The sequence below is a fragment of the Martelella lutilitoris genome, assembly GCF_005924265.1.
In the GTDB taxonomy this organism is placed as follows: Bacteria; Pseudomonadota; Alphaproteobacteria; order Rhizobiales; family Rhizobiaceae; genus Martelella; species Martelella lutilitoris.
The window spans coordinates 227,890-247,813 of sequence record NZ_VCLB01000002.1 but is presented as its reverse complement, the minus strand read 5'-3'; the positions used below and the strand labels follow the sequence as shown (position 1 = coordinate 247,813).

At 62.7% G+C, this 19,924-nt stretch carries 16 protein-coding genes; 9 read left to right on the top strand and 7 right to left on the bottom strand.

Annotated elements, in window-relative coordinates:
* Positions 1 to 44 precede the first annotated feature (44 nt).
* The gene (locus FF124_RS03955) at positions 45 to 4,010 is read left to right on the top strand and encodes an autotransporter outer membrane beta-barrel domain-containing protein (protein WP_138747188.1); all 3,966 of its coding nucleotides are present in this window, start codon (positions 45 to 47) and stop codon (positions 4,008 to 4,010) included.
* Between the two features lie 85 nt (positions 4,011 to 4,095).
* Here FF124_RS03955 and FF124_RS03950 read toward each other — a convergent pair whose 3' ends face one another.
* Positions 4,096 to 4,977, bottom strand: coding sequence for an SMP-30/gluconolactonase/LRE family protein (locus FF124_RS03950; protein ID WP_138747187.1), 882 nt, complete (start codon positions 4,975 to 4,977; stop codon positions 4,096 to 4,098).
* Between the two features lie 635 nt (positions 4,978 to 5,612).
* Between FF124_RS03950 and FF124_RS03945 the strand changes: the two genes are divergently transcribed.
* Positions 5,613 to 6,737, top strand: a complete 1,125-nt coding sequence (locus tag FF124_RS03945; RefSeq protein WP_138747186.1) for an Mrp/NBP35 family ATP-binding protein — start codon at positions 5,613 to 5,615, stop codon at positions 6,735 to 6,737.
* Positions 6,738 to 6,744: 7 nt separating this feature from the next.
* On the opposite strand, the gene nagA is transcribed toward FF124_RS03945, so the two are convergent.
* The 3 genes from nagA to FF124_RS03930 are packed head-to-tail and all read right to left on the bottom strand — an operon-like array spanning position 6,745 to position 9,707.
* Complete coding sequence (gene nagA, locus FF124_RS03940) at positions 6,745 to 7,899, bottom strand: N-acetylglucosamine-6-phosphate deacetylase (RefSeq protein WP_138747185.1); 1,155 nt, start codon at positions 7,897 to 7,899, stop codon at positions 6,745 to 6,747.
* A 1-nt stretch (position 7,900) separates the two neighbouring features.
* Positions 7,901 to 8,932 carry an SIS domain-containing protein gene (locus FF124_RS03935; RefSeq protein WP_138747184.1) on the bottom strand — a complete coding sequence of 344 codons (1,032 nt, stop codon included), beginning with the start codon at positions 8,930 to 8,932 and terminating at the stop codon, positions 7,901 to 7,903.
* 25 nt (positions 8,933 to 8,957) lie between these two features.
* Positions 8,958 to 9,707 carry a GntR family transcriptional regulator gene (locus FF124_RS03930; protein WP_138747183.1) on the bottom strand — a complete coding sequence of 250 codons (750 nt, stop codon included), beginning with the start codon at positions 9,705 to 9,707 and terminating at the stop codon, positions 8,958 to 8,960.
* 154 nt (positions 9,708 to 9,861) lie between these two features.
* On the opposite strand from FF124_RS03930, the gene FF124_RS03925 reads away from it, so the two are divergent.
* From FF124_RS03925 to FF124_RS03900, 6 genes are all read left to right on the top strand, one after another.
* Positions 9,862 to 10,782 carry a LysR family transcriptional regulator gene (locus tag FF124_RS03925; protein ID WP_138747182.1) on the top strand — a complete coding sequence of 307 codons (921 nt, stop codon included), beginning with the start codon at positions 9,862 to 9,864 and terminating at the stop codon, positions 10,780 to 10,782.
* 120 nt (positions 10,783 to 10,902) lie between these two features.
* Positions 10,903 to 12,402: an ABC transporter substrate-binding protein gene (locus FF124_RS03920; protein ID WP_138747181.1), complete on the top strand. Its 1,500-nt coding sequence runs from the start codon at positions 10,903 to 10,905 to the stop codon at positions 12,400 to 12,402.
* 2 nt (positions 12,403 to 12,404) lie between these two features.
* Positions 12,405 to 13,385 carry an ABC transporter permease gene (locus FF124_RS03915; RefSeq protein ID WP_425462503.1) on the top strand — a complete coding sequence of 327 codons (981 nt, stop codon included), beginning with the start codon at positions 12,405 to 12,407 and terminating at the stop codon, positions 13,383 to 13,385.
* Entirely contained in the window at positions 13,382 to 14,200 is an 819-nt protein-coding gene (locus tag FF124_RS03910; RefSeq protein WP_138747180.1) for an ABC transporter permease, read from the top strand. Before FF124_RS03915 ends, FF124_RS03910 begins: the two co-directional genes overlap by 4 nt.
* Positions 14,197 to 15,000, top strand: a complete 804-nt coding sequence (locus FF124_RS03905) for an ABC transporter ATP-binding protein (RefSeq protein ID WP_138747179.1) — start codon at positions 14,197 to 14,199, stop codon at positions 14,998 to 15,000. Before FF124_RS03910 ends, FF124_RS03905 begins: the two co-directional genes overlap by 4 nt.
* Complete coding sequence (locus tag FF124_RS03900) at positions 14,997 to 15,779, top strand: ABC transporter ATP-binding protein (protein ID WP_138747178.1); 783 nt, start codon at positions 14,997 to 14,999, stop codon at positions 15,777 to 15,779. The genes FF124_RS03905 and FF124_RS03900 overlap by 4 nt, the downstream gene beginning before the upstream one ends.
* A 73-nt stretch (positions 15,780 to 15,852) precedes the next feature.
* Here FF124_RS03900 and FF124_RS03895 read toward each other — a convergent pair whose 3' ends face one another.
* Both FF124_RS03895 and FF124_RS03890 read right to left on the bottom strand, forming a co-directional pair.
* Entirely contained in the window at positions 15,853 to 16,617 is a 765-nt protein-coding gene (locus FF124_RS03895) for an SDR family NAD(P)-dependent oxidoreductase (RefSeq protein WP_138747177.1), read from the bottom strand.
* Between the two features lie 118 nt (positions 16,618 to 16,735).
* The gene (locus tag FF124_RS03890; protein ID WP_138747176.1) at positions 16,736 to 17,632 is read right to left on the bottom strand and encodes a LysR family transcriptional regulator; all 897 of its coding nucleotides are present in this window, start codon (positions 17,630 to 17,632) and stop codon (positions 16,736 to 16,738) included.
* A gap of 101 nt (positions 17,633 to 17,733) precedes the next feature.
* On the opposite strand from FF124_RS03890, the gene FF124_RS03885 reads away from it, so the two are divergent.
* On the top strand, positions 17,734 to 18,360 hold the full coding sequence (locus tag FF124_RS03885) for an NADPH-dependent F420 reductase (protein ID WP_138747175.1): 627 nt from the start codon (positions 17,734 to 17,736) through the stop codon (positions 18,358 to 18,360).
* Positions 18,361 to 18,430: 70 nt separating this feature from the next.
* Here the strand turns inward: FF124_RS03885 and lysS are convergent, their stop codons facing one another.
* Entirely contained in the window at positions 18,431 to 19,924 is a 1,494-nt protein-coding gene (gene lysS / locus FF124_RS03880; RefSeq protein ID WP_138747174.1) for a lysine--tRNA ligase, read from the bottom strand.

Genomic DNA, 19,924 nt, shown 5'->3' with positions numbered 1-19,924 from the left:
TGCTTTACTCCGAGTCCAGCCAACCAGGAAATCGGAGGATCGCCATGTCAATCGTATCAGTTCCGCAAGGCAGGGAATCGAGAAAATGCAGGCTTCTTGCGTCTGCTTCAGTGCCGGCATTGCTGGGCATTCTTGCGCTTGGCGCTCCGGGGGACGCGCGTGCGGATGACGAATGCGGAACACCTTCGGCAGGCGCGACTCTAACCTGTGCGGCCGGAACCTATTCGAATGGCATAACCTATACCGGCGCTGACGGCCTGACGCTTTTGTTCGACAATTCGGGGATCAATGTCGACGAAAGAATTCTTCTGTCGTCCGGGACATCGACATCGAGCCAGCCTCTCAAGATTGACATCAAGTCGATCGGTGCGGTGACTTCCAACACTAACATGACCCCCGCTCTGGAGGTCCTGAGAAACGCCGGCAGCAACGGCGATATCGTCATCGGCATCGGCGGATCGTCAACCTCGTTTCAGACCGGTCTGAGCACCTCGCCCGGCATCCGCGCCACCATCGCCGATGCGGGCAGTTCCGGCGATATCATCATTTCGATGAACGACGGGGCCATTGCCACAACGCGCGGCCTGTCGGAAGCAATCCTGGCCGAAAATTTCGGGCAGGGTGACACCGGGCTTTCGTTTTCGGGCGGGACGATCGACACCGACTTCACATTCAGCCATGGCCTTGCCGGTCTGGCCAGCAATGGCGAGACAACCATCAATATCACGGGCGGGCAAATCACGACGTCTGGATATTCCGCCTACGGAGCCTACGCGGTCAATACAGGTTCCGGTGACGCGGTCATCACGATGGGCGCATCGGGCGGCAACGCTCCGGTCATCGAAACCACGGGGCTTCTGTCCCACGGGCTTTTTGCCGAGAACACGGGCTCAGGCGATGCGATCATAAATATCTCCGGCGGTTCGGTATCGACCAACGAACGCGATACGTTTGCCCTTTACACAGCGGCAACCCAGGGGCTGTCCCACATCACGGTCTCGGGGTCCGCAGACATAAGCGCCTCGGGCACCAACAATACCGTCGGCGCACGAGCCGATGCATTTGGCTCTGCGTCGTCGCTCGTCGAAATGTTCGGCGGCACCATCAACACCGATTACTGGGGGCTGGCCTCACTGGTTCGCGATACATCGAGCACGCAAGTCGCGACGGCCCGCATGGAAGGCGGAAAGATCATCAGCACCACGACCCCGGAACGCGGCGGTGGTGTGATCGCAGAGACTTTCGGCTTCGGCGACTCGGTCGCCGAAATGCATGGCGGCATCATCGAAACGGACTATGGCTTTGGTCTCAATGCCGCAACGCACAACAGCGAGACGACGTCGACAGCCACCGCGATCATGACAGGCGGCACCATAACAACGACGGCAGAGGGCGGACGTGGCGTTCAGGCAGGTAGTCTTGGCAAGGGAGCAACGACGATATTATTTTCGGGTGGCACAGTCACCGCGAGCGGCGATGCTTCCAGGGCACTCAATGCCCTCACCACCAACAGCCCCGAGGCCGCCGGCGATGCCGTCGCAAATGTCAGCGGAGGCACGATCATCTCCTCGGGCAGCGTGAATTCATCTGGCGATGCAGCCTTCGCTGTCCTCGCCGCTCAGTCTGGCGTCGGCAACGCGATCATCAACGTGAGTGAGAGCGATGGCGCGGCAACTATCAGCAGCACCGGCAGCGGGGCTTTCGGGCTTTTCGCCGTCAACGGACTCGCTGGCGGCGGCCAGGTCAACATGAACGGCGGGACTGTCACGGTCTCAGGTGCTGACAGCATCGGCGTTTCCTCCTATGCGGCAAGCGGCGCACAGGCGGAAATCAACCTGATGGGCGGTCGCGTGACGGCTTCCGGTGATGCACTGGGGGCTATCGGCTTCGCTGACAGCACCACAATCGAATTCGTTGAAAATGGGGCGGCAACAAATGCTGCGGTGACAATCGGTCAGAACATGATTGTCGACGCCTCCGGATCGACCGGAAACCACGCAGTCTACAACGACGACGACCGGGCCGGAACCAACATCGAAGTCGTGACATCCGGCACGGTAACCGGCAACGCAATGATGGGCGGCGGCAATTCGACCTTCACGCTTGCCGGCGGGTCCTGGACCGACAATATCTATGGCGATTTCGACCCGGCCGACGCGCCGACGGTCAACCAGGGCTCCGACAATTTCATCTGGACGGGCGGCACGCTCAACAGCGGTTTTTATGGCCAGGGCGGCAATGATACGGCCACGATCCACGTGCCGAACTCGGCCTCCTTCGCCGCCGCCATTTTCGATGGCGGCGAGGATGGCGGCGCGCCGGAAAGCCCGATCACGTCCGATATCGACGAGATCACCTTTGCCGCCGACAATGATGCCGTTATCGGCGCCAATATCAGCAATTGGGAAAAATTCACCGTCGACGAGAATGTCAGCATCGCCTTTGCCGACAACAGCCTGACGCTCGACGGTTACGACAGCGGCAATGTCAATGATATGGGACTTGCCAGCATTCTGGGCGGCGCGACCCTGACAGCGGCCGCGGCGCCCGGCCAGACATTCACCCTTTACGGCAACCTTGCCAATAGCGGCCTGCTCTCCATGCAGGACGGTGCATATGGGGGGAATATCATCATCGCCGGCGACTATGCGAGCAATGGCGGCCGGCTTGGCGTCGATGTCGATTTCTTCGATCTGCAGTCCGATGTTCTGACCTTCGGCGGCGCTATTGACGGGACTACCGATATCGCCATCAATGATGTCACCGGAGAAAACCGCGCCCGCTTCGGCGCCATCCTCGTGGCCGACACCACCAATGCAACGGCAATCGACCAGAACGAGTTCACGGTTGAGACGGGCAACACGACGGCATCAGGGCTCTTTGCCTATTCGATCTATTACAACCTGACCGGCGACCCGAATATCGGTTCAACGCCGGGGCTCTATCTTTATGCGAATCCGGATGAGATTCAGCCCTATATCCCGTTATTTGAAGGCTATCAGTCGGTGCTTCTGCAAATGAACAAGCTGCCAACGCTGCGTCAGCGCGTCGGCAAGCGCTACTGGGTCTATGACGATGTAGCGGTTGCCCCGATCCTGACGCCGAAGGACGAGGGCTATTTTGACCAATCGCCGACCACCGGCGGAACTCAACAGTCAACGCCGGCGCTGCAGAGTGTCTGGGGTCGGATCGATGGCGGCTTTTCTCATGTCGACCCGTCGTCGTCCACGCTCGACTACCGCTACGACCTGTCGCAATTCGAGGCGCAGGCCGGCGTCGACGGGCTGTTCCTCGACAACGAGAATGGCCGTCTGATCGGCGGCCTGACCGGGCATTACCGCACCGGCGAGGCCAGGTTCAAATCCTCACTCGGCAACAGCAAAATCAACCCAGATGGCTGGGGTCTTGGCGGGACGCTGACTTGGTACGGCGATAACGGCTTCTACACCGATGCCCAGGCCCAGGCGACCTGGTATTCGAGCGAACTGAAGGCCGAAGACCTGCAGCGCGGCGTCGACAACTCCGATGCCTTCGGCTATGCGCTGTCGCTTGAAGCGGGCCAGCAGATCGGCCTCGACAACGACATGGTGCTGACGCCGCAGGCACAGCTGATGTGGTCATCGGTCGATGTCGACAGCTTCACCGGCGCTTACAGCGAGGAGGTCGACTTCGACTATGGCGACAGCCTGACGGCGCGGCTTGGCCTCGCTCTGGAGCGGGAGGCCCATTGGCAAGACGAAAACGGCCTCGCCCGCCGCGGCAATGTCTACGGCATCGCCAACATCTACCACGACTTCAACAACAAGACGAAAGCAACGGTGGAACAGGCCTACCCGGTACAATCATCCTTTGATGACTGGACCGGCGAGATCGGCTTCGGCGGTACCTATGACTGGGAAAGCACGAACAGGCTGAGTTATGGGGTCTACGGCGAAATTACCGCCTCCATGGGCTTCGAGAGCAGTTCCTACAACTACGGCGGCAATGTCGGCTTCCGCATCACCTGGTGACGGAAAAAACGACAAACCCCGGCAGCGATAGGCATCGTTGCCGGGCATTTCCCCTTCGCCATGCCGCCGGCACGTTTCCCGCCGCTCAAAACGCCCGGTAGGCCGGATCGAAGCGCGGTTTGGCGCCGGTCACCAGGGCGAAGGTGAAACCGGCATTCGGCTCCTCGATGACATCGGCATCGCGAGAAGCAGACGTCACCATCATCCAGCCGCCGTCGCGGCCGATAAAGGCCGGGCAGGTCGGCTGTCGAGCGGGAAGCTGGAAACGGGCGACGAGCTTTCCGGAGGCGTCATAGCGGTCGAGAACCCCGGCGCCGAAACGAGCGTTCCAGATGTGTCCGTCGCCGTCGCAGATCGCCCCGTCCATGGCGCCGGGCTTTTTCGAGGTATCGATGAACATCTCTTCCGGCCCGTCAGGCAGACCGGTCTCGGCATCGACGGGCACGCGCATCAGCTTGTTGATGCGGCTATCGACATAATAACCCGTTGCGCCGTCGGGCGAAAAGCAGATGGCATTGGGGATCGTCACCTTGTCGAAGATCTTCGTCACCTTGCCGGCGAGCACGTGATAGATCGCCCCCGCCCCGTCTTCGGCCTCCTTGCCCATGGTGCCGACCCAGAAGGCGCCGGACTGATGCACCCGTGCGTCATTGGAGCGGGTGACGGCGTTGTCCGGCTCGATGGCCGCATGCAGGCTGAGCGCACCGGTGGAGACATCGTGAAAGTAAAGTCCGGTCTCCATGGCGATGACGTGGCGTCGCTCGTCGACCACGGCCATGGCGCTCGCCATTTCCGGCAGCGACACGATCCGGCGGTCCCGGGTCGAGGCATTGAGCAGGTGAAGCTTGCTGTTGAGAATGTCGAACCACCAGATCTGGTCTGAGTTCGGGTCATAGCCCGGCCCCTCGCCGAGCGTCGTCCGGTCATTCACCAGAATACGGCCTTCGAATACGGTCTCTGCAGTCATCGCTACCGGTGCTCCTCTTGTCATGTGGTGGCCGTCTTTTGCGTTCGCGAGAGCCTCCCGCTCGAGAATCGCAGACTTTCCCGGTCGTGCAAATGAGGAAAGCCAACGATTGCCGATAAATCAAGCGATCTTGCCGCGCTGGCGACGACTGGCAAGAAAAAGGCTCGAAAAAGCACCCTCCCGGCAGGCTCACAAAGAAAAAATATGGCGATTTCAAATCCGCGCCGTCACGACCGGCCCGGGCCCAAAAAATAAGCGGAGTCAATAATTTGTGCATTGCAGCACGACAACCAACCCCGCCATTGACGGTCGATCAAGTCTAAATCACTGTTCTTCCCGTAAAAAAGCCGCTTGCATTGGTTCATGTAATCGTTCATCTTCTCGGCAGTTCCAGAGGGGATGAAAACAAACACGCGCCCAAGAGCGCGGCTTGAAAACGATAGAAACGCCGGCGCGACGGACTTCAAAAGTCCTGATCTTCGCCCCGGCGTTTCTATTTTTTTCTACTGCCCTCTCCGCCCGCATGAAAGACATGCTTAGCGATCGATCGCCTTTCGAACACGGGCCTCGCGCGGCCATTGGCGTCTCGGGCAATCCTCACTATCTAGGCAGACAGTCAGAACAGGAAGGGCGCAATGACCGATATCAGCAGGGAACAGGTTCTCAGAAGCCTCGAAACCGTAACGCTTGCCGACGGCAAGCCGCTCGCCTTCAGCGGCATCGTCTCCGACATCTTCATCGCTGACGGCAAGGTCTATTTCTCGCTCAGCGTCCCCGCCGACAAGGTTGAAGCCTTCGAGCCGCTGCGCCTTGCCGCGCAAAGGGCGGTCGAGGCCCTGCCCGGGGCGCGTCAGGCGCTGGTGACGCTGACGGCCGACAAGCCTGCCGGGCAATCACGCGAACGCCCCGAGGCCAAACCCGAGGCGCCGAAAGGCAATGCCGGCGGAAAGGGACCGGCCAAGCCGGACATACCCGGCATCGGCTCCATCATCGCGGTTGCCTCCGGCAAGGGCGGCGTCGGCAAGTCCACCACCTCGGTCAACCTTGCGCTTGGCCTGGCCGCCGAGGGCATGAAGGTCGGGCTTCTGGACGCCGACATCTACGGCCCCTCCATTCCCCGGCTGCTGGGCCTTTCCGGACGGCCGATGCAGGGGCCCGGCCGCACCATCCTGCCGATGGAAAAATACGGCCTCAAGGTAATGTCGATCGGCTTTCTGGTTGACGAGGGCACGGCCGTGATCTGGCGCGGACCGATGGTGCAGTCGGCGCTGATGCAGATGCTGCGCGAGGTCGCCTGGGGCGAACTCGACGTGCTGGTGGTCGACATGCCGCCCGGCACCGGCGATGCGCAGCTGACCATGGCCCAGCAGGTGCCGCTTGCCGGGAGCGTGGTCGTCTCCACGCCGCAGGACCTGGCGCTGATCGATGCCCGCAAGGCGATCGCCATGTTCAACAAGGTCTCCGTGCCGGTGCTCGGCATTGTCGAGAACATGAGCGCCTTCGTCTGCCCCAGTTGCGGCGAGACGCATCATATCTTCGGCCATGGCGGCGCGAAGGCGGAGGCCGAGAAGATCGGCGTCCCCTTCCTCGGCGAGGTGCCGCTGGCCATGGACATCCGCACGACGTCGGATGCCGGAACGCCGGTCGTGGCCGGCGAGCCCGATGGCCCGCACGCAAAAGCCTATCGCGCCATTGCCGCTGCGACCAGGTCGGGCCTTGCCGCCAGAACCAGCAAGGGCCCGGCGATCGTGTTCGACTGAACCGGCCTTACTCGGCGGCGTAGACGCAGGCGCCGCCGACAAAGGTGGCCTTCAGCGAAAGGTCTTCGCCAAGCAGGACGAAATCGGCATCGGCCCCTTGGGCAAGCCGGCCCTTGTGGCGCGCGCCCACGGCGTCGGCCGGGTAGAGCGAGGCCATGCGCAAGGCTTCCTCCAGCGGCACGCCGAGCAGCCGGTGGCAGTTCCGCACACAGGTCAGCATGTCGGTATCCGCGCCGGCCAGCGTGCCGTCCTCAAGCGTCAGCCGCCCGCCTCGCCGGTAGATCGTGCGGCCGTTGAGGGTGAAGCTCTCCAGATCCGTTCCGGTGACCGACATGGCGTCGGTCACGAGAAAGATGCGCCCCGGCCCTTTCTTCGCCCTGACCGCAACACCCATGGCGACGGGGTCGACGTGGAAGCCGTCGGCGATCAGCCCGCAGGAGAATGCGCCATCGGAAAGAACGGCGCCGACCAAGCCCGGCTCCCGATGGCCGAGCGGGCTCATCGCGTTGAACAGATGGGTCGCCATGGAAGCGCCCGCCATCCGGTACTCGCGCGCCGTGGCACAGTCTGTCGCCGTGTGACCGAGACTGACGGTGAAGCCGGCTTCGACAAGCCGGGCAACCTGCTGGCGCCTGACGCTTTCGGGCGCGACCGTCGTCAGGGACACGCCGAAGGCGCCTGCATGTGCGACGAGGAAATCGCAATCGTCGTCCTCCATGGATCGGATCAACGCCGGATCATGCGTGCCCTTCCTGGCGAGCGAGAGATGCGGGCCTTCCAGATGCAGGCCGAGATAGCCCGGCACGCTTGCCTCATACGCGGCCTGCCCGGCAGCAACGGCCTTTTCCACGGTTTCGCGCGTGTCGGTGATCAGCGTCGGCAGAAGCGATGTCGTACCAAACTGCTGGTGAGCCCTGCAGATGGTCTCGATGCCGGAAAGGCTGGGATCGTTGTTGAACAGCACCCCGCCGCCGCCATTGACCTGCAGATCGACGAAGCCCGGCGCAACAATCAGCCCGTCGGCGCGGATGATTTCCGCATCCGGCGGCACTCGACGCTCTGCCGCAAGTCCTTCGACGCCATCCTCCGAAAACACCAGCGCGAGGCCATCGTGAAAACGCTCGCCGTCGAAAATCCTCGCCCCGCAAACCGCCTTTTTCATCTCACTCGGTCTCCGTCACCTTGTTGAGCGCCACCGGCTGGTCGGGATTGAAGCCGCGGGCGCGCGAAAGCTGCTCTATGAAACTGTAATAGGGCACGATAAGCGCGAGCGCATCGGTCAGCGGATGGCCGGTCGCCACAAAGGGAAGCCGGACGGCGCCGCCCTCGCCCATGTCGGAGGAGAGGAACACATCCGCCCCTTTCTGCGCCATGACGGATGCGGTCCTGGCGATTGCCGCCTCCGCCTTGTCGCGCGCGGCAAAGGCAATCACAGGAAAACGCGCCTCCACCAGCGAGACGGGGCCGTGCAGGACTTCGGCGGAAGAATAGGCCTCGGCGTGAAGCTCCGAGGTTTCCTTGCATTTGAGCGCCGCCTCGCTGGCGATGGCAAAGCTCGGGCCGCGACCCAGGACATAGAGCGACTGCGCGTCCTTCAGCGAACCCGTCAGCGGCGACCAGTCGCAGGCCAGCGCCTTTTCGAGATCCCCGGGCAAGCGGGCAAGCGCCTTCTTCAACTCCGCGTCATCGGCCCATTCCGCCAGAACGCCGAGCCCGGCGATGATCGAATTGACATAGGATTTGGTGGCGGCAACGGCCTTTTCCGGCCCGGCAGCGATATCGATCGGCTGATCGGCCGCGTCTGCCAGCGGCGAGGCGATGGTGTTGACCAGCGCAAGCGTCAGCGCGCCGCCGGCCCGCGCGGCTTTTGCGAGCGAGACGATATCCGGGCTCTTGCCCGATTGCGAAATGGAGATTGCCGCCGCCGAGCCCATCTTCAGCGGCGCGTCGTAAATCGAGGCGAGCGACGGGCCGAGCGAGGCAACGGGCACACCGACCGTCAGTTCGATCGCGTATTTGAGGAACAACGCCGCGTGATCGGAGGAGCCGCGCGCGACCGTGACGACAACGCCGGGATCTTTCGCCGCAAGCGCCCTGCCGGCCTCGGCAAAGGCCTTGCCGCCATCATCAAGCAGCCGTGCGGCGGCAGCCGGAATTTCGTTGATCTCACGGCGCATATGGGTTTCGTCGGTCATCACAAGCTCTCTTTGTTGCATCGCCTCAGCCCTCTTCGGAATAGGTCAGCTCGGCGACAAGGTCGTAGATATCGCTTCGGTAGAAGGATCGGGTAAATTCTATGGCGCGGCCTGCGGCATCAAATCCCGTGCGAACGATCGCCAGGGCCGGCGCGCAGGTGGGAACCTCCAGAAGTTCCGCCTGCTCATCCGTCAGGATGGTCGCGGTGATGCGCTCGGTGGCCCGTTGAAGACGGACGCCGCGTTCGGCGAGCGCGGCATAGAGCGAGGGACCGATGGACGCCGGCGCATCCATGATGTCGCCCGGAAGCGCGGTGTGTTCGAGCGCCATCGGCCGGTTGTTGGCAAAGCGGATGCGGCTCAGGCGGGCGACATGACCGCCCGGCGCAATGGCGAGCACCGCCGCCTCCTCCGCCGATGCCTGCTGCAGCCCGCGTTCCAGCCAGCGCGAATGCGGCGCCAGGCCGCGCGCCTTCATGTCCTCGGTAAAGGATGTCAGACGCTTCAGCTTCTGTTCGATGCGGTCGGCGGGAGCGGCGACGAAGGTTCCCGCACCGTGGCGGCGCGTGAGAATGCCTTCACTCGTCAGTTCGGCGATCGCGCGGCGGACCGTGACCCGGCTGACGCCGATGCGCTCGGCAAGATCGCGCTCCGGCGGCAGCGCCGTGCCGCCCGCAAGCGCGCCCCGGGCGATCGCCGCTTGGATACCGGACTTCAGCCGCCGATAGAGCGGGCCGTCGCCCGCAAGGTCGATATTGTCGAACAGCGCCTGCATTTCCCGCCCCTGCACCAGCATCGGCTAAAATAATACCAATCTAATACCAAAATGCAAGCCATACCACGACGGAATGCGCGCGATCAGCCGAAACCGGGACTTGCGGCCCGGCGGCCCTGTGGCTCATATGGGAAAACCGAACCGGGAAGGACGCATGCAGCTACAGGCGATCATCTATTTCAACGAACTGGTGCGCTCGCGCTCCATCCGCCAGGCCGCCGAGGCGCTTGGCGTCTCGCCCATGGCCGTCAGCCGCCAGCTGGAAAATCTCGAGGCCTATTTCGATGCGCCGCTGGTGGAGCGCGGCGCGCGCGGGATCGTGCTGACGGCTGCCGGCGCGCTTTTGGCCGAACGCACGCTCGGCGTGATCCGCGACCTTGAAAGCGCCCGGCAGGTGATCGACGACCTGCGCGACCTGAAGGCCGGCCATGTCTCGCTTCATGTGAACGGCGCGGTGATCAGCGCGATCCTTGCTCCGGCGCTCGCCGAATTCTATGCGCTCTATCCGGCAATCTCGATTGCGGTGACCGTCTCGTCCGCCGAAGCCGCGATCCGCGCCGTTGCCACAGGCGAGACCGATCTGGCGGTGACGATGTTTTCGCCGAAGGACAGCGAGACGCAAACGCTGTTTGAGTTGCCGGTGCTACACCAGCCCGTAATGGCGCCCGACCATCCGCTCGCCGCTCACGAGACGGTGACGCTTGAGGCCATCCGCGACCATGCCGTGGCTATGCCGGATCGCGCCTTCAGCATCCGCCGCGATTTCGATGCCCGCCAGCGCGCCGCCGGGCTGGAGCCGATGACCGCAACCTTCGAGACATCGTCACTTGAACTGCAGAAGGAACTGGCGCGCAGTGGCGCCGCCATCCTCATCCTGCCGGCGATGACCGTGACACGCGAGCTCCGGGAAAAGGCGCTCACCGTCCGCCCCTTCGAAAAGCGCGCCGAAATCGCCACCGACATCAGGCTGATCCGGACCGAGGGGCCGACGCCGACCTTTGCGGCGAAACGCCTGGCGGACTTTCTGATGACATTCCTGTCCGCTCATGACGAACTGGCTCAGCCGGGGGACTGAACACTTCAGTGAAACGATTACCGTTACACTATTTAAAATTTATACGTTAACTGTTTACACATCGGCCGCGGTCGCGATATAGACCCTCCCAGTTCGATCTACGGGAGAGGATTTCCAACCATGAACAGACGTTTCGGCGCCCGCGCCCTTCTTGCAACTTCCGTCTTCACCGGCCTCATTGCCGCCGCGCCGGCCTTCGCCGAGACGAAGACGGACCTCGGTCTCGCCATGAGCACCGAACCGACGGGCCTCGATCCGACGGCTGCAGCGCCCGTCGCCATCGGTCAGGTCGTCTGGCAGAACGTCTTCGAGGGACTGGTCGCCATCAACGAGGACGGCGCGATCGTGCCGCAGCTCGCAAGCGCCTGGACGGTCTCCGACGACGGCCTGACCTATACGTTCGATCTTGAGGACGGTGTCACCTTCCACAATGGCAAGGCCTTCGACGCCGAGACGGCCAAGTTCACGATCGAACGCATCATCGCCGAAAATTCCGTCAATCCGCAAAAGGCGCTCTACAGCGCGATTGAAAGCGTGGAAGCGCCCGACGCCGATACGCTTGTGGTTCATCTCTCCCGGCCCGCCTTCGACCTCCTCTATTGGTTGGGCTTTCCCGCCGCCGTTATGGTGGAACCGACGAGCGCGGAGACCAACGCCACCGATCCGGTCGGCACCGGCCCCTTCGCCTTTGCCGAATGGCGCAAGGGCAATGAGGTGAGCCTTGAAGCTTACCCCGATTATTGGGGCGACAAGCCGGCGCTCGAGAACGTCACCTTCCGCTTCATCGCCGATCCGCAGGCCCAGGCGGCAGCGCTGAATTCCGGCGGCGTCGACGCCATTCCGGAATTCACGGCGCCGGAACTCGTCAGCCAGTTCGAGACCAAGGACGATTTCGATGTCGTGCTCGGCGCCACCGGCATGGAGGTCGTCGCCGGCATGAACAATGCCGAGCCCCCCTTCGACGATGCCCGTGTGCGCCGGGCGCTGATGATGATGCTCGATCGGCAGGCAATCGTCGATGCCACGAATTCCGGCTTCGGCACGCCGATCGGCAGCCATTTCTCCCCGTCCGATGCCGGCTATGAGGACCTGACCGGCGTCCTGCCCTACGACCCGGACACGGCAAAGGCGCTTCTGACCGAGGCCGGCTATGGCGACGGGCTCTCCTTCACCATGAAGGTGCCGAACCGCACCTATGCAGAGCGCGCGGCAGAGATCATGCAGGCCTATTTCGCGCAGGGCGGCGTGACGATGACGATCGAATCCTCGGAATTCCCGGCGACCTGGATCAAGGACGTGTTCAAGGACACGAATTACGACATGACCATTATCGGCCATGCCGAACCGCTCGATATCGGCATCTATGCCCGCCACCCCTATTACTTCAATTATGACAATCCCGAGTTCGACGCGACCATGGCCGAGATCGCCAACGCGACGGATGAGGATGCGCGGCTTGAAGGCTATCGCAAGGCCCAGGAAATCCTGGCCGAGGACGTGCCCGCGCTCTTCCTTTATGCCTGGCCCAAGATCGGCATCTGGAAAGCCGGACTTGAAGGCATGTGGGAAAACGAGCCGGTGCCCTCCAATGATGTGACAGACGCCCACTGGAGCGAATAGACTTGGCGCAAGCCGCGGGAAGTCCAAAACGCAGCAAGGGCGCGCCGGCACGGCTGGCGCGCCGATTCGTCTTTCTGCTCGCAAGCCTTCTCGCCGTCTCCTTCGTCATCTTCGCGGTGATGGCGGCCGTTCCGGGCGATCCGGCGGAGATCATGCTTGGCACATCCGCGGCACCCGACACGCTTGCAGCGCTTCGCCACCAGCTCGGCCTCGACCAGCCGTTTTTCCTTCGCTATCTCGACTGGCTTTTCGGCGTGCTGACGGGCGACCTCGGCAACTCCTACACCTATTCCACGCCGGTCGACGCACTGATTGCCGAACGTCTTGCCGTCACGCTGCCGCTCGCGGCGCTTGCCATTCTGCTGTCGCTCGCCATTTCCGTGCCGCTCGGCGTGCTGGCCGCCGCCCGGCCCAGTGGACCCGTCGATCTGCTTGCCGCGCTCTTCGCTCAGATCGGCATTGCTGTGCCGAATTTCTGGATCGGCCTCCTGCTCATCCTCGGTGTGGCGCTCACCTTCGGTTGGTTTCCGGCGGGCGGTTTCCCGGGTTGGGAGGCAGGCGTTCTGCCGGCTCTCAACGCGCTTGTACTGCCGGCGATCGCGCTCGCCGTCCCGCAGGCTGCGGTGCTGACACGGGTGACCAGAACCGCCGTGATCGAACTGACCGGCGAGGATTTCGTCCGCACCGCCCGCGCCAAGGGCGCAACGCCCGCTTACGCGCTCTGGCGTCACGTGTTGCCCAATGCGTTGATCCCCGTCGTCACCATGCTCGGCCTGCAGATCTCCGTGCTGATTGCCGGCACGGTGCTGGTGGAAAATGTCTTCGCCCTGCCGGGCATGGGCACGCTTGCCTATCAGGCGCTGGCCCAGCGCGACCTGATCGTGGTGCAGAATGTCGCTCTCTTCTTCGCGGCGATCGTCATGGGGCTGAACTTCGCCGTCGACGCGCTCTATGCCGTCATCGATCCGAGGCTGAGACGATGAAACGTCTTCCCCTTTCCTTTCTCGTCGGAGGCGCGATCACCGCGCTCTTCGTGGCGGCGGCAATCCTCAGCCGCTTCTGGACGCCCGTGGACCCGACCGCGATCAACATACCGGCCCGGCTGAAACCGCCAGGTCCGGGCGGTCTTCTCGGCGCCGATCACTTCGGCCGCGACGAGGCCTCGATGATCATGGCAGGGGCCTGGACTTCGCTCAGCATCGCCTTTTCCGGCGTGTTCATCGGCGGCGTTTTCGGCACCGCGCTCGGCACCGCGGCAGCGGCCCTGCGCGGCCGTTTCGAGGCCGTGGTCATGCGCGTCAATGACGTGATCTTCGCCTTTCCGCCGGTGCTCTCCGCACTTCTGCTTGCGGCCGTCCTCGGCGGCGGGCCGACAACGACGATCACCGCCATCGCCCTTTTCATGGTGCCGGTCTTCGCCCGGGTCACGCGCGGTGCCGCCCTGCAGATTGCCGCGCGCGACTATATCCTCGCCGCCCGCATGGCCGGAAAATCCGGCCTGCACATCACGCTCGAACATGTGCTTCCAAACATTGCGGCGCAGATCATCGTGCAGTTCGCCATCCAGACGGGGCTTGCGATCCTGACGGAAGCCGGACTTTCCTTTCTCGGTCTCGGCGTCTCGCCGCCAACGCCCTCCTGGGGGCGGATGCTGGCGGAAGCGCAGACCTATCTCGCCGCCGCGCCGCATATGGCGCTTGCCCCGGGGCTTGCCATCTCGCTTGCCGTTCTCGGCCTCAATCTTCTGGGCGACGGACTCGGCGCGATGACCGATCCACGCCGGAGGAGCAGCCGATGATGCTGGAGATCGAACGGCTGACGGTCGGCTTTCGGACACGCGTGGGAAGAAAGGACGTGCTTCACGGCCTCGACCTTTCCCTTTCTCGGGGCGAGACGCTGGGCATTATCGGGGAGAGCGGCTCGGGCAAATCCATGCTGGCGCTGTCGACGATCGGGCTACTGCCGCGCGGCGCATCTGCTGCCGGGACGATCCGTCTTTTCGGCGATGACCTGCTTTCGCTCTCCGAACGGCAGATGAGCGCGATCCGGGGCGCAAGGATCGGCATGATCTTCCAGGAACCGATGACCGCGCTCAACCCGGCCATGACCGTTGGCAGCCAGATCGCCGAAGCCTTGCGTCTTCATCGCGAAATGTCCCGCCGCGATGCCCGACGCGAAGCGCTCCGGCTGATGGAAATGGTGCGGATCGCCAGGGCACCGGACAGAATAAACTCCTATCCGCACGAGCTTTCCGGCGGCGAGCGACAGCGCGTCGGCATCGCCATCGCGCTCGCGCTGAAACCCGCGCTGCTGATCGCCGACGAGCCGACCACCGCGCTCGACGTCACCGTCCAGGCGGAAATCCTCGACATTCTCGACCAACTGGTGCGCGAGCTCGGCATCGGCCTGTTGCTGATCTCCCATGATTTCGGTGTGATCGCCCGCATGGCGGACCGGGTGATGGTGATGCGGGCCGGGCGCGTGATGGAGACCGGGACGGCGGAAGGCGTTATTCGCCGGCCACAGCACGCTTACACGAAGACGCTCCTGTCATCGCTGCCGAGACGCGTGCGCGCCGGACTGGGAGACCTCTCATGACCCCGCTTCTGCGCACCGAAAACCTTTGCCGCCGCTATGGCGCCGACGGCCCTGCGGCCCTTGATAAGGTCTCAATCAGCCTCCAAGCCGGCGAAATCCTCGGCATCGTCGGAGAAAGCGGATCCGGCAAGTCCACCCTTGCCCGGCTCGTCATGGCGCTCGACCGGCCGACATCGGGCGCGGTATTCCTCGAGAACCGGCAGATCACGGCGCTTTCCGATCGGAAACTGCGGCCCCTGCGCCGAAATTTCCAGATGGTGTTTCAGGACCCCTATGGTTCGCTCGATCCGCGCCACACGATCGGGCGGATCATCGGCGAGCCGCTCGGCCTCGAGGAAAACGCCCCGCGCGGGGCGAAGCGGCGGGAGCGGATCGGCGCTCTTCTGGAAGAGGTCGGACTGAGTGCCAGCGACATCGACCGCTACCCCCACCAGTTTTCCGGCGGGCAGCGTCAGCGCATCGCCATCGCCCGGGCGCTGATTACCCGGCCGAAGCTGCTGGTGGCCGACGAGCCGACCTCCGCGCTCGACGTCACGGTCCAGGCACAAATCCTGGCGCTCCTTCTCAGGATGCGCGCCGACCACGGCGTCTCGATCCTGCTGATCACCCACGATATCGGCGTCGTCGACGAGATCTGCGACCGGGTAGCGGTGATGCGTGCGGGGCGGGTCGTCGAGACCGGCCCCTTGCGCGACGTGCTGGACAATCCGCACGAGGCCTATACCCGCCGCCTGCTTGCCGCCGAGCCGACGCTTGCGCGGCTTGGCCGGTCGACATGAAGAGGCCCGGCCTGTTGGTCCAGGCCGGGCCCTGTTCACAGCCCGAAAGCCGCGGGAGAGAGCTCTTGATTGTTCAAACGGCCGTCATGCCGCCATCGACCGGCAAGCGCACGCCTGTGACGAATTTCGCCCGGTCGCTGGAAAGATAGATGACCGCATCGGCGATCTCGTCGGGTTCGGCATAGCGCTGCAGCGGAATGCTCGCGGCGAACCCCTTTTTCGCCTCGCCGCCGTGACCGGGGGCAAAGCCTTCTTCCAGCGAACGCATCATCCGCGTTTCGACCGGCGAGGGATGGATCGAATTGACCCTGATGCCGTCGCGCGCGCCCTCAAGGGCTGCCGTGCGCATCAGGCCGACCAGCGCGTGTTTGGAGGTGATGTATGCCGAGACATCCGGCGTTCCGCCAAGGCCCGCCACAGACGACATGATCACCACATTGCCCTTCGTCTTCTTCAGCTCGGGCATCGCATATTTCAGGCCGAGGAAGATGCCGCGGACATTGACCGCCAGCACCTTGTCGAACATCTCGACCGGATAGTCTGTAATCGGCTTGACCACCCCCTCGATGCCGGCATTGGCGACGAGAATATCGATCTTGCCGAACTTTTCGACCGCGGCCGCGACATAGGCCTGCGTCTGATCGGGATCGGTGACATCGGCCACCGCATAGGCGGCCTTGTCGTGCCCGAGTTCAGCGACTGCATCCTTCAGCGCATCCTCATCAAGGTCGACCAGCAACACCTTCGCGCCTTCTTCGGTCATGCGCTTGGCCGTGGCGATCCCGATCCCGCCGGAACCGCCCGTGATGATGGCCACCTTGTCCTTCAGTTGAGCCATTTCAGCCTCCCATCATAGTCTTCTATAGATGTGGGAAGCGAATGGTTCGCAGACAAGAACAATGACGGATTTGCAATGCTGAAACATCGCCACTCAGACCGTCGATGAGCCCGAACCGTCAGGCTTTCGGGGCGAACGCAGCTTCCAGACTTTCGACAAAGCGCAACACGCGCGCCGCCGGTTTTCGGCTGGCCAGATAGAGCGCATGGACGGGGCGTTTCGGCGTCTCGTAGTCTTCAAACAGCCGAACCAGCCGGCCCGCCTTCAGTTCCTCTCTGAGAATCGCTTCGGCCCCGAAGGCGATGGCCCTTCCTTCAAGCGCGGCATGCATCAGCACGCGCCAGTCATTGCTGAAAAGGCGACCGTCGACGCGCACCTCATGGCTACGGCCGTCCCGCGCGAATGTCCAGCGGCAGAGTGTATTGCCAGCCCGTTGCCCGAAGATCAGACACTGATGTTCGCTGAGTTTTTCCGGCGTTTCCGGGTAGCCGTGACGGGCCAGATAAGCCGGAGCTGCACAAACGACCAGATGGTAGAAGCCGAGCGGCACGCTACTGAGTCCTGCATTGGCGGGCGCACCGATCCGGATCGTCACATCGTAGCCTTCCTCGACCGGGTCAACAAAACGATCATCCAGCGTCAGTTCCACCTGAACGTCGGGATAGCGGTCCAGAAACGCGCTGACCACAGGCGGCAACGCCAACCCGCCAAACGTCCTCGGCGCATTGACCCGCAACAAGCCACTGGGATGGCGATGCATGTCGACGGCCAGATTTTCCGCTGCCTCCGTCTCCGCCAGAATGACCTTGCACCGTTCATAGAAGGCTCGCCCGGTATCCGTCAGGTCCTGTCTTCGTGTCGTGCGATGAATGAGGGTGGCGCCCACACGATCTTCCAGAAAACGGATATGCTTGGAGACCATTTGCGGCGAGATGCCCATAGCATCGGCAGCGGCTGCAAACGAGCCAAGATTCGCCGCCCTGACATAGACGGCCATGCTGGTGATCCGATCCAACATTATCTCCTATTAGTTGTTTCTCAACAATAATAAACGCGATTTAAAAACAAATGGTAGCGTATTACACGGAGGTATCACCAACTCAATTGGAGAAAACCATGAAGATTGGAATTATCGGCGCGGGCTATGTGGGGCGCACGATCGCCGCCAAGGCCGTGGAAACCGGACATACCGTCATGATCAGCAATTCGAGAGGACCGCAGACCCTGTTCAGCATGCAGGGCGCAATCGGATGTGAGACCGGCACGGTCGATGACGCCGCCGCATTCGGGGACGCCGTCGTCATCGCCATTCCGCTTTCGGCGATCGATACGCTACCCGCCGAAAGGCTCGCCGGAAAGATCGTCATCGACGCCGTGAACTACTATTTCGAGCGTGACGGCCATATTGACGCACTCGACAAAGGCGAGACAACGACCAGTGAACTTCTGGCAGCCAGGCTTCCCGGCGCGCGCGTCGTCAAGGCCTTCAACGCCATACGCATGATCGATGTTGAACCCGCCTCACGCCCCGAAGGCGCGCCGGATCGCCTCGCCTTGCCGCTTGCAGGTGATGACGAAGCGGCAAAAGCCGAAGTGGCAGCGCTCTACAACGCATTCGGATTTGACCCGCTCGACGCCGGAACGCTTTCGGAAAGCTGGCGCTTCGAGCGCGACCGCCCGGCCTATTGCAATCTGAAGCCAAGGGAAGAACTGGCGCGCACCTTGGCGGAAACCGTTCGCTGAACGTTTAAGCGAAACCGCGCCCGAACGCCATCAGAAGTAAGGTACGATGGCGTTCGGGCCAATCTCAGCCTCAATCCTTGTGGCGGCGGGCCGGAAAGAGGATGACGTCGCGGATCGAGGGACCGTCGGTCAAAAGCATGATCAGACGGTCGATGCCGATGCCAAGTCCGCCCGCCGGCGGCATGCCGTGGTCCATGGCGTTGAGGAAATCGTCGTCCAGCCTTTTTTCCATCTCGCCACGGGCATGTGCCTGCTCAAGCTGTTCGACCATGCGGCGGCGCTGCTCGACCGGATCGTTGAGCTCGGAGAACGCATTGCCGAGTTCCCAGCCGTTCACATAGGTCTCGAAGCGTTCGACCAGACGCGGCTCGCCGGGCACTTCCTTGGCAAAGGGCGAGATGTCCTTCGGGAAATGGGTGACGTGCGAGGGCTGGATCAGCGATGCCTCGACCTTTTCCTCAAAGATGAAGGCCAGGCACTCGCCCCAGGTCCAGTCGCTCTCGATTTCGAACCCGGCGGCCTCGGTCGCCTCGCGGGCTTCCTCATCCGTTTCGATGGCAAGGAAGTCGATGCCGGTCGCCTCCTTCACGGCATCCGGCATCGGCACCCGCTTGAACGGGCCCTTGAAGTTCAGCTCGGTCTCGCCGAACTTGACCGTCGTGCTGTCATGGAGCGTCATGGCAAGCGTTTCGAACATGCGTTCGACAATGCCCATCATGTCCTCGTAATCGGCATAGGCCCAGTAGCACTCCATCATCGTGAATTCGGGATTGTGCCGGGTGGAAACGCCCTCATTGCGGAAATTGCGGTTGACCTCGAACACCTTGTCGGTGAGCCCAGATACCAGAATACGCTTCAGGTAAAGCTCCGGCGCTATGCGGAGATACATGTCCATGTCGAGCGCGTTGTGGTGCGTCTTGAACGGATCGGCCGACGCGCCGCCATAGATCGACTGCAGCATCGGCGTCTCGACTTCCACGAAGCCTTCGCCTTCGAGGAAGCGGCGGACGCCCGAGAGGATCTTCGAGCGCTGGATGAAGCGCAACTTCGAGTCGTCATTGCTCATGATGTCGAGATAGCGCTGGCGGTAACGCGTCTCGATATCGGCGAGACCATGATATTTCTCCGGCATCGGCTTCAATGCCTTGGTCAGCATGGTGAGCTCTTGCGCGTTGATCGTCAGTTCGCCGCGCTTGGTGCGGCGGACGACGCCGGTGACGCCGACGATATCGGCGAGATCGACCAACGACCACATCTCGCGCACGTCTTCCGGCGTCGTGTCCTTGTGGGAAAAGATCTGGATCTTGCCCGAGGCATCGCGCAGGTCGACGAACATGCCGGAATTGCGCATGGAATAGACGCGGCCGGCAACGGTGACGACATCCTCGGTCATCGTGTCGTCTGGCAGATCGGCGTATTTTTCCGCCAGTTCCGCATTGGTGATCGTGCGATGGAAATGGGCCGGATAGACGTCGCCGATCTTCTCGCGCAGGATTTCGAGCTTCTGCGCGCGCACTTCCGTGGCGTCAGAGGACAGTGCCTGTTCTTCGGTCTTCTTGTTCAT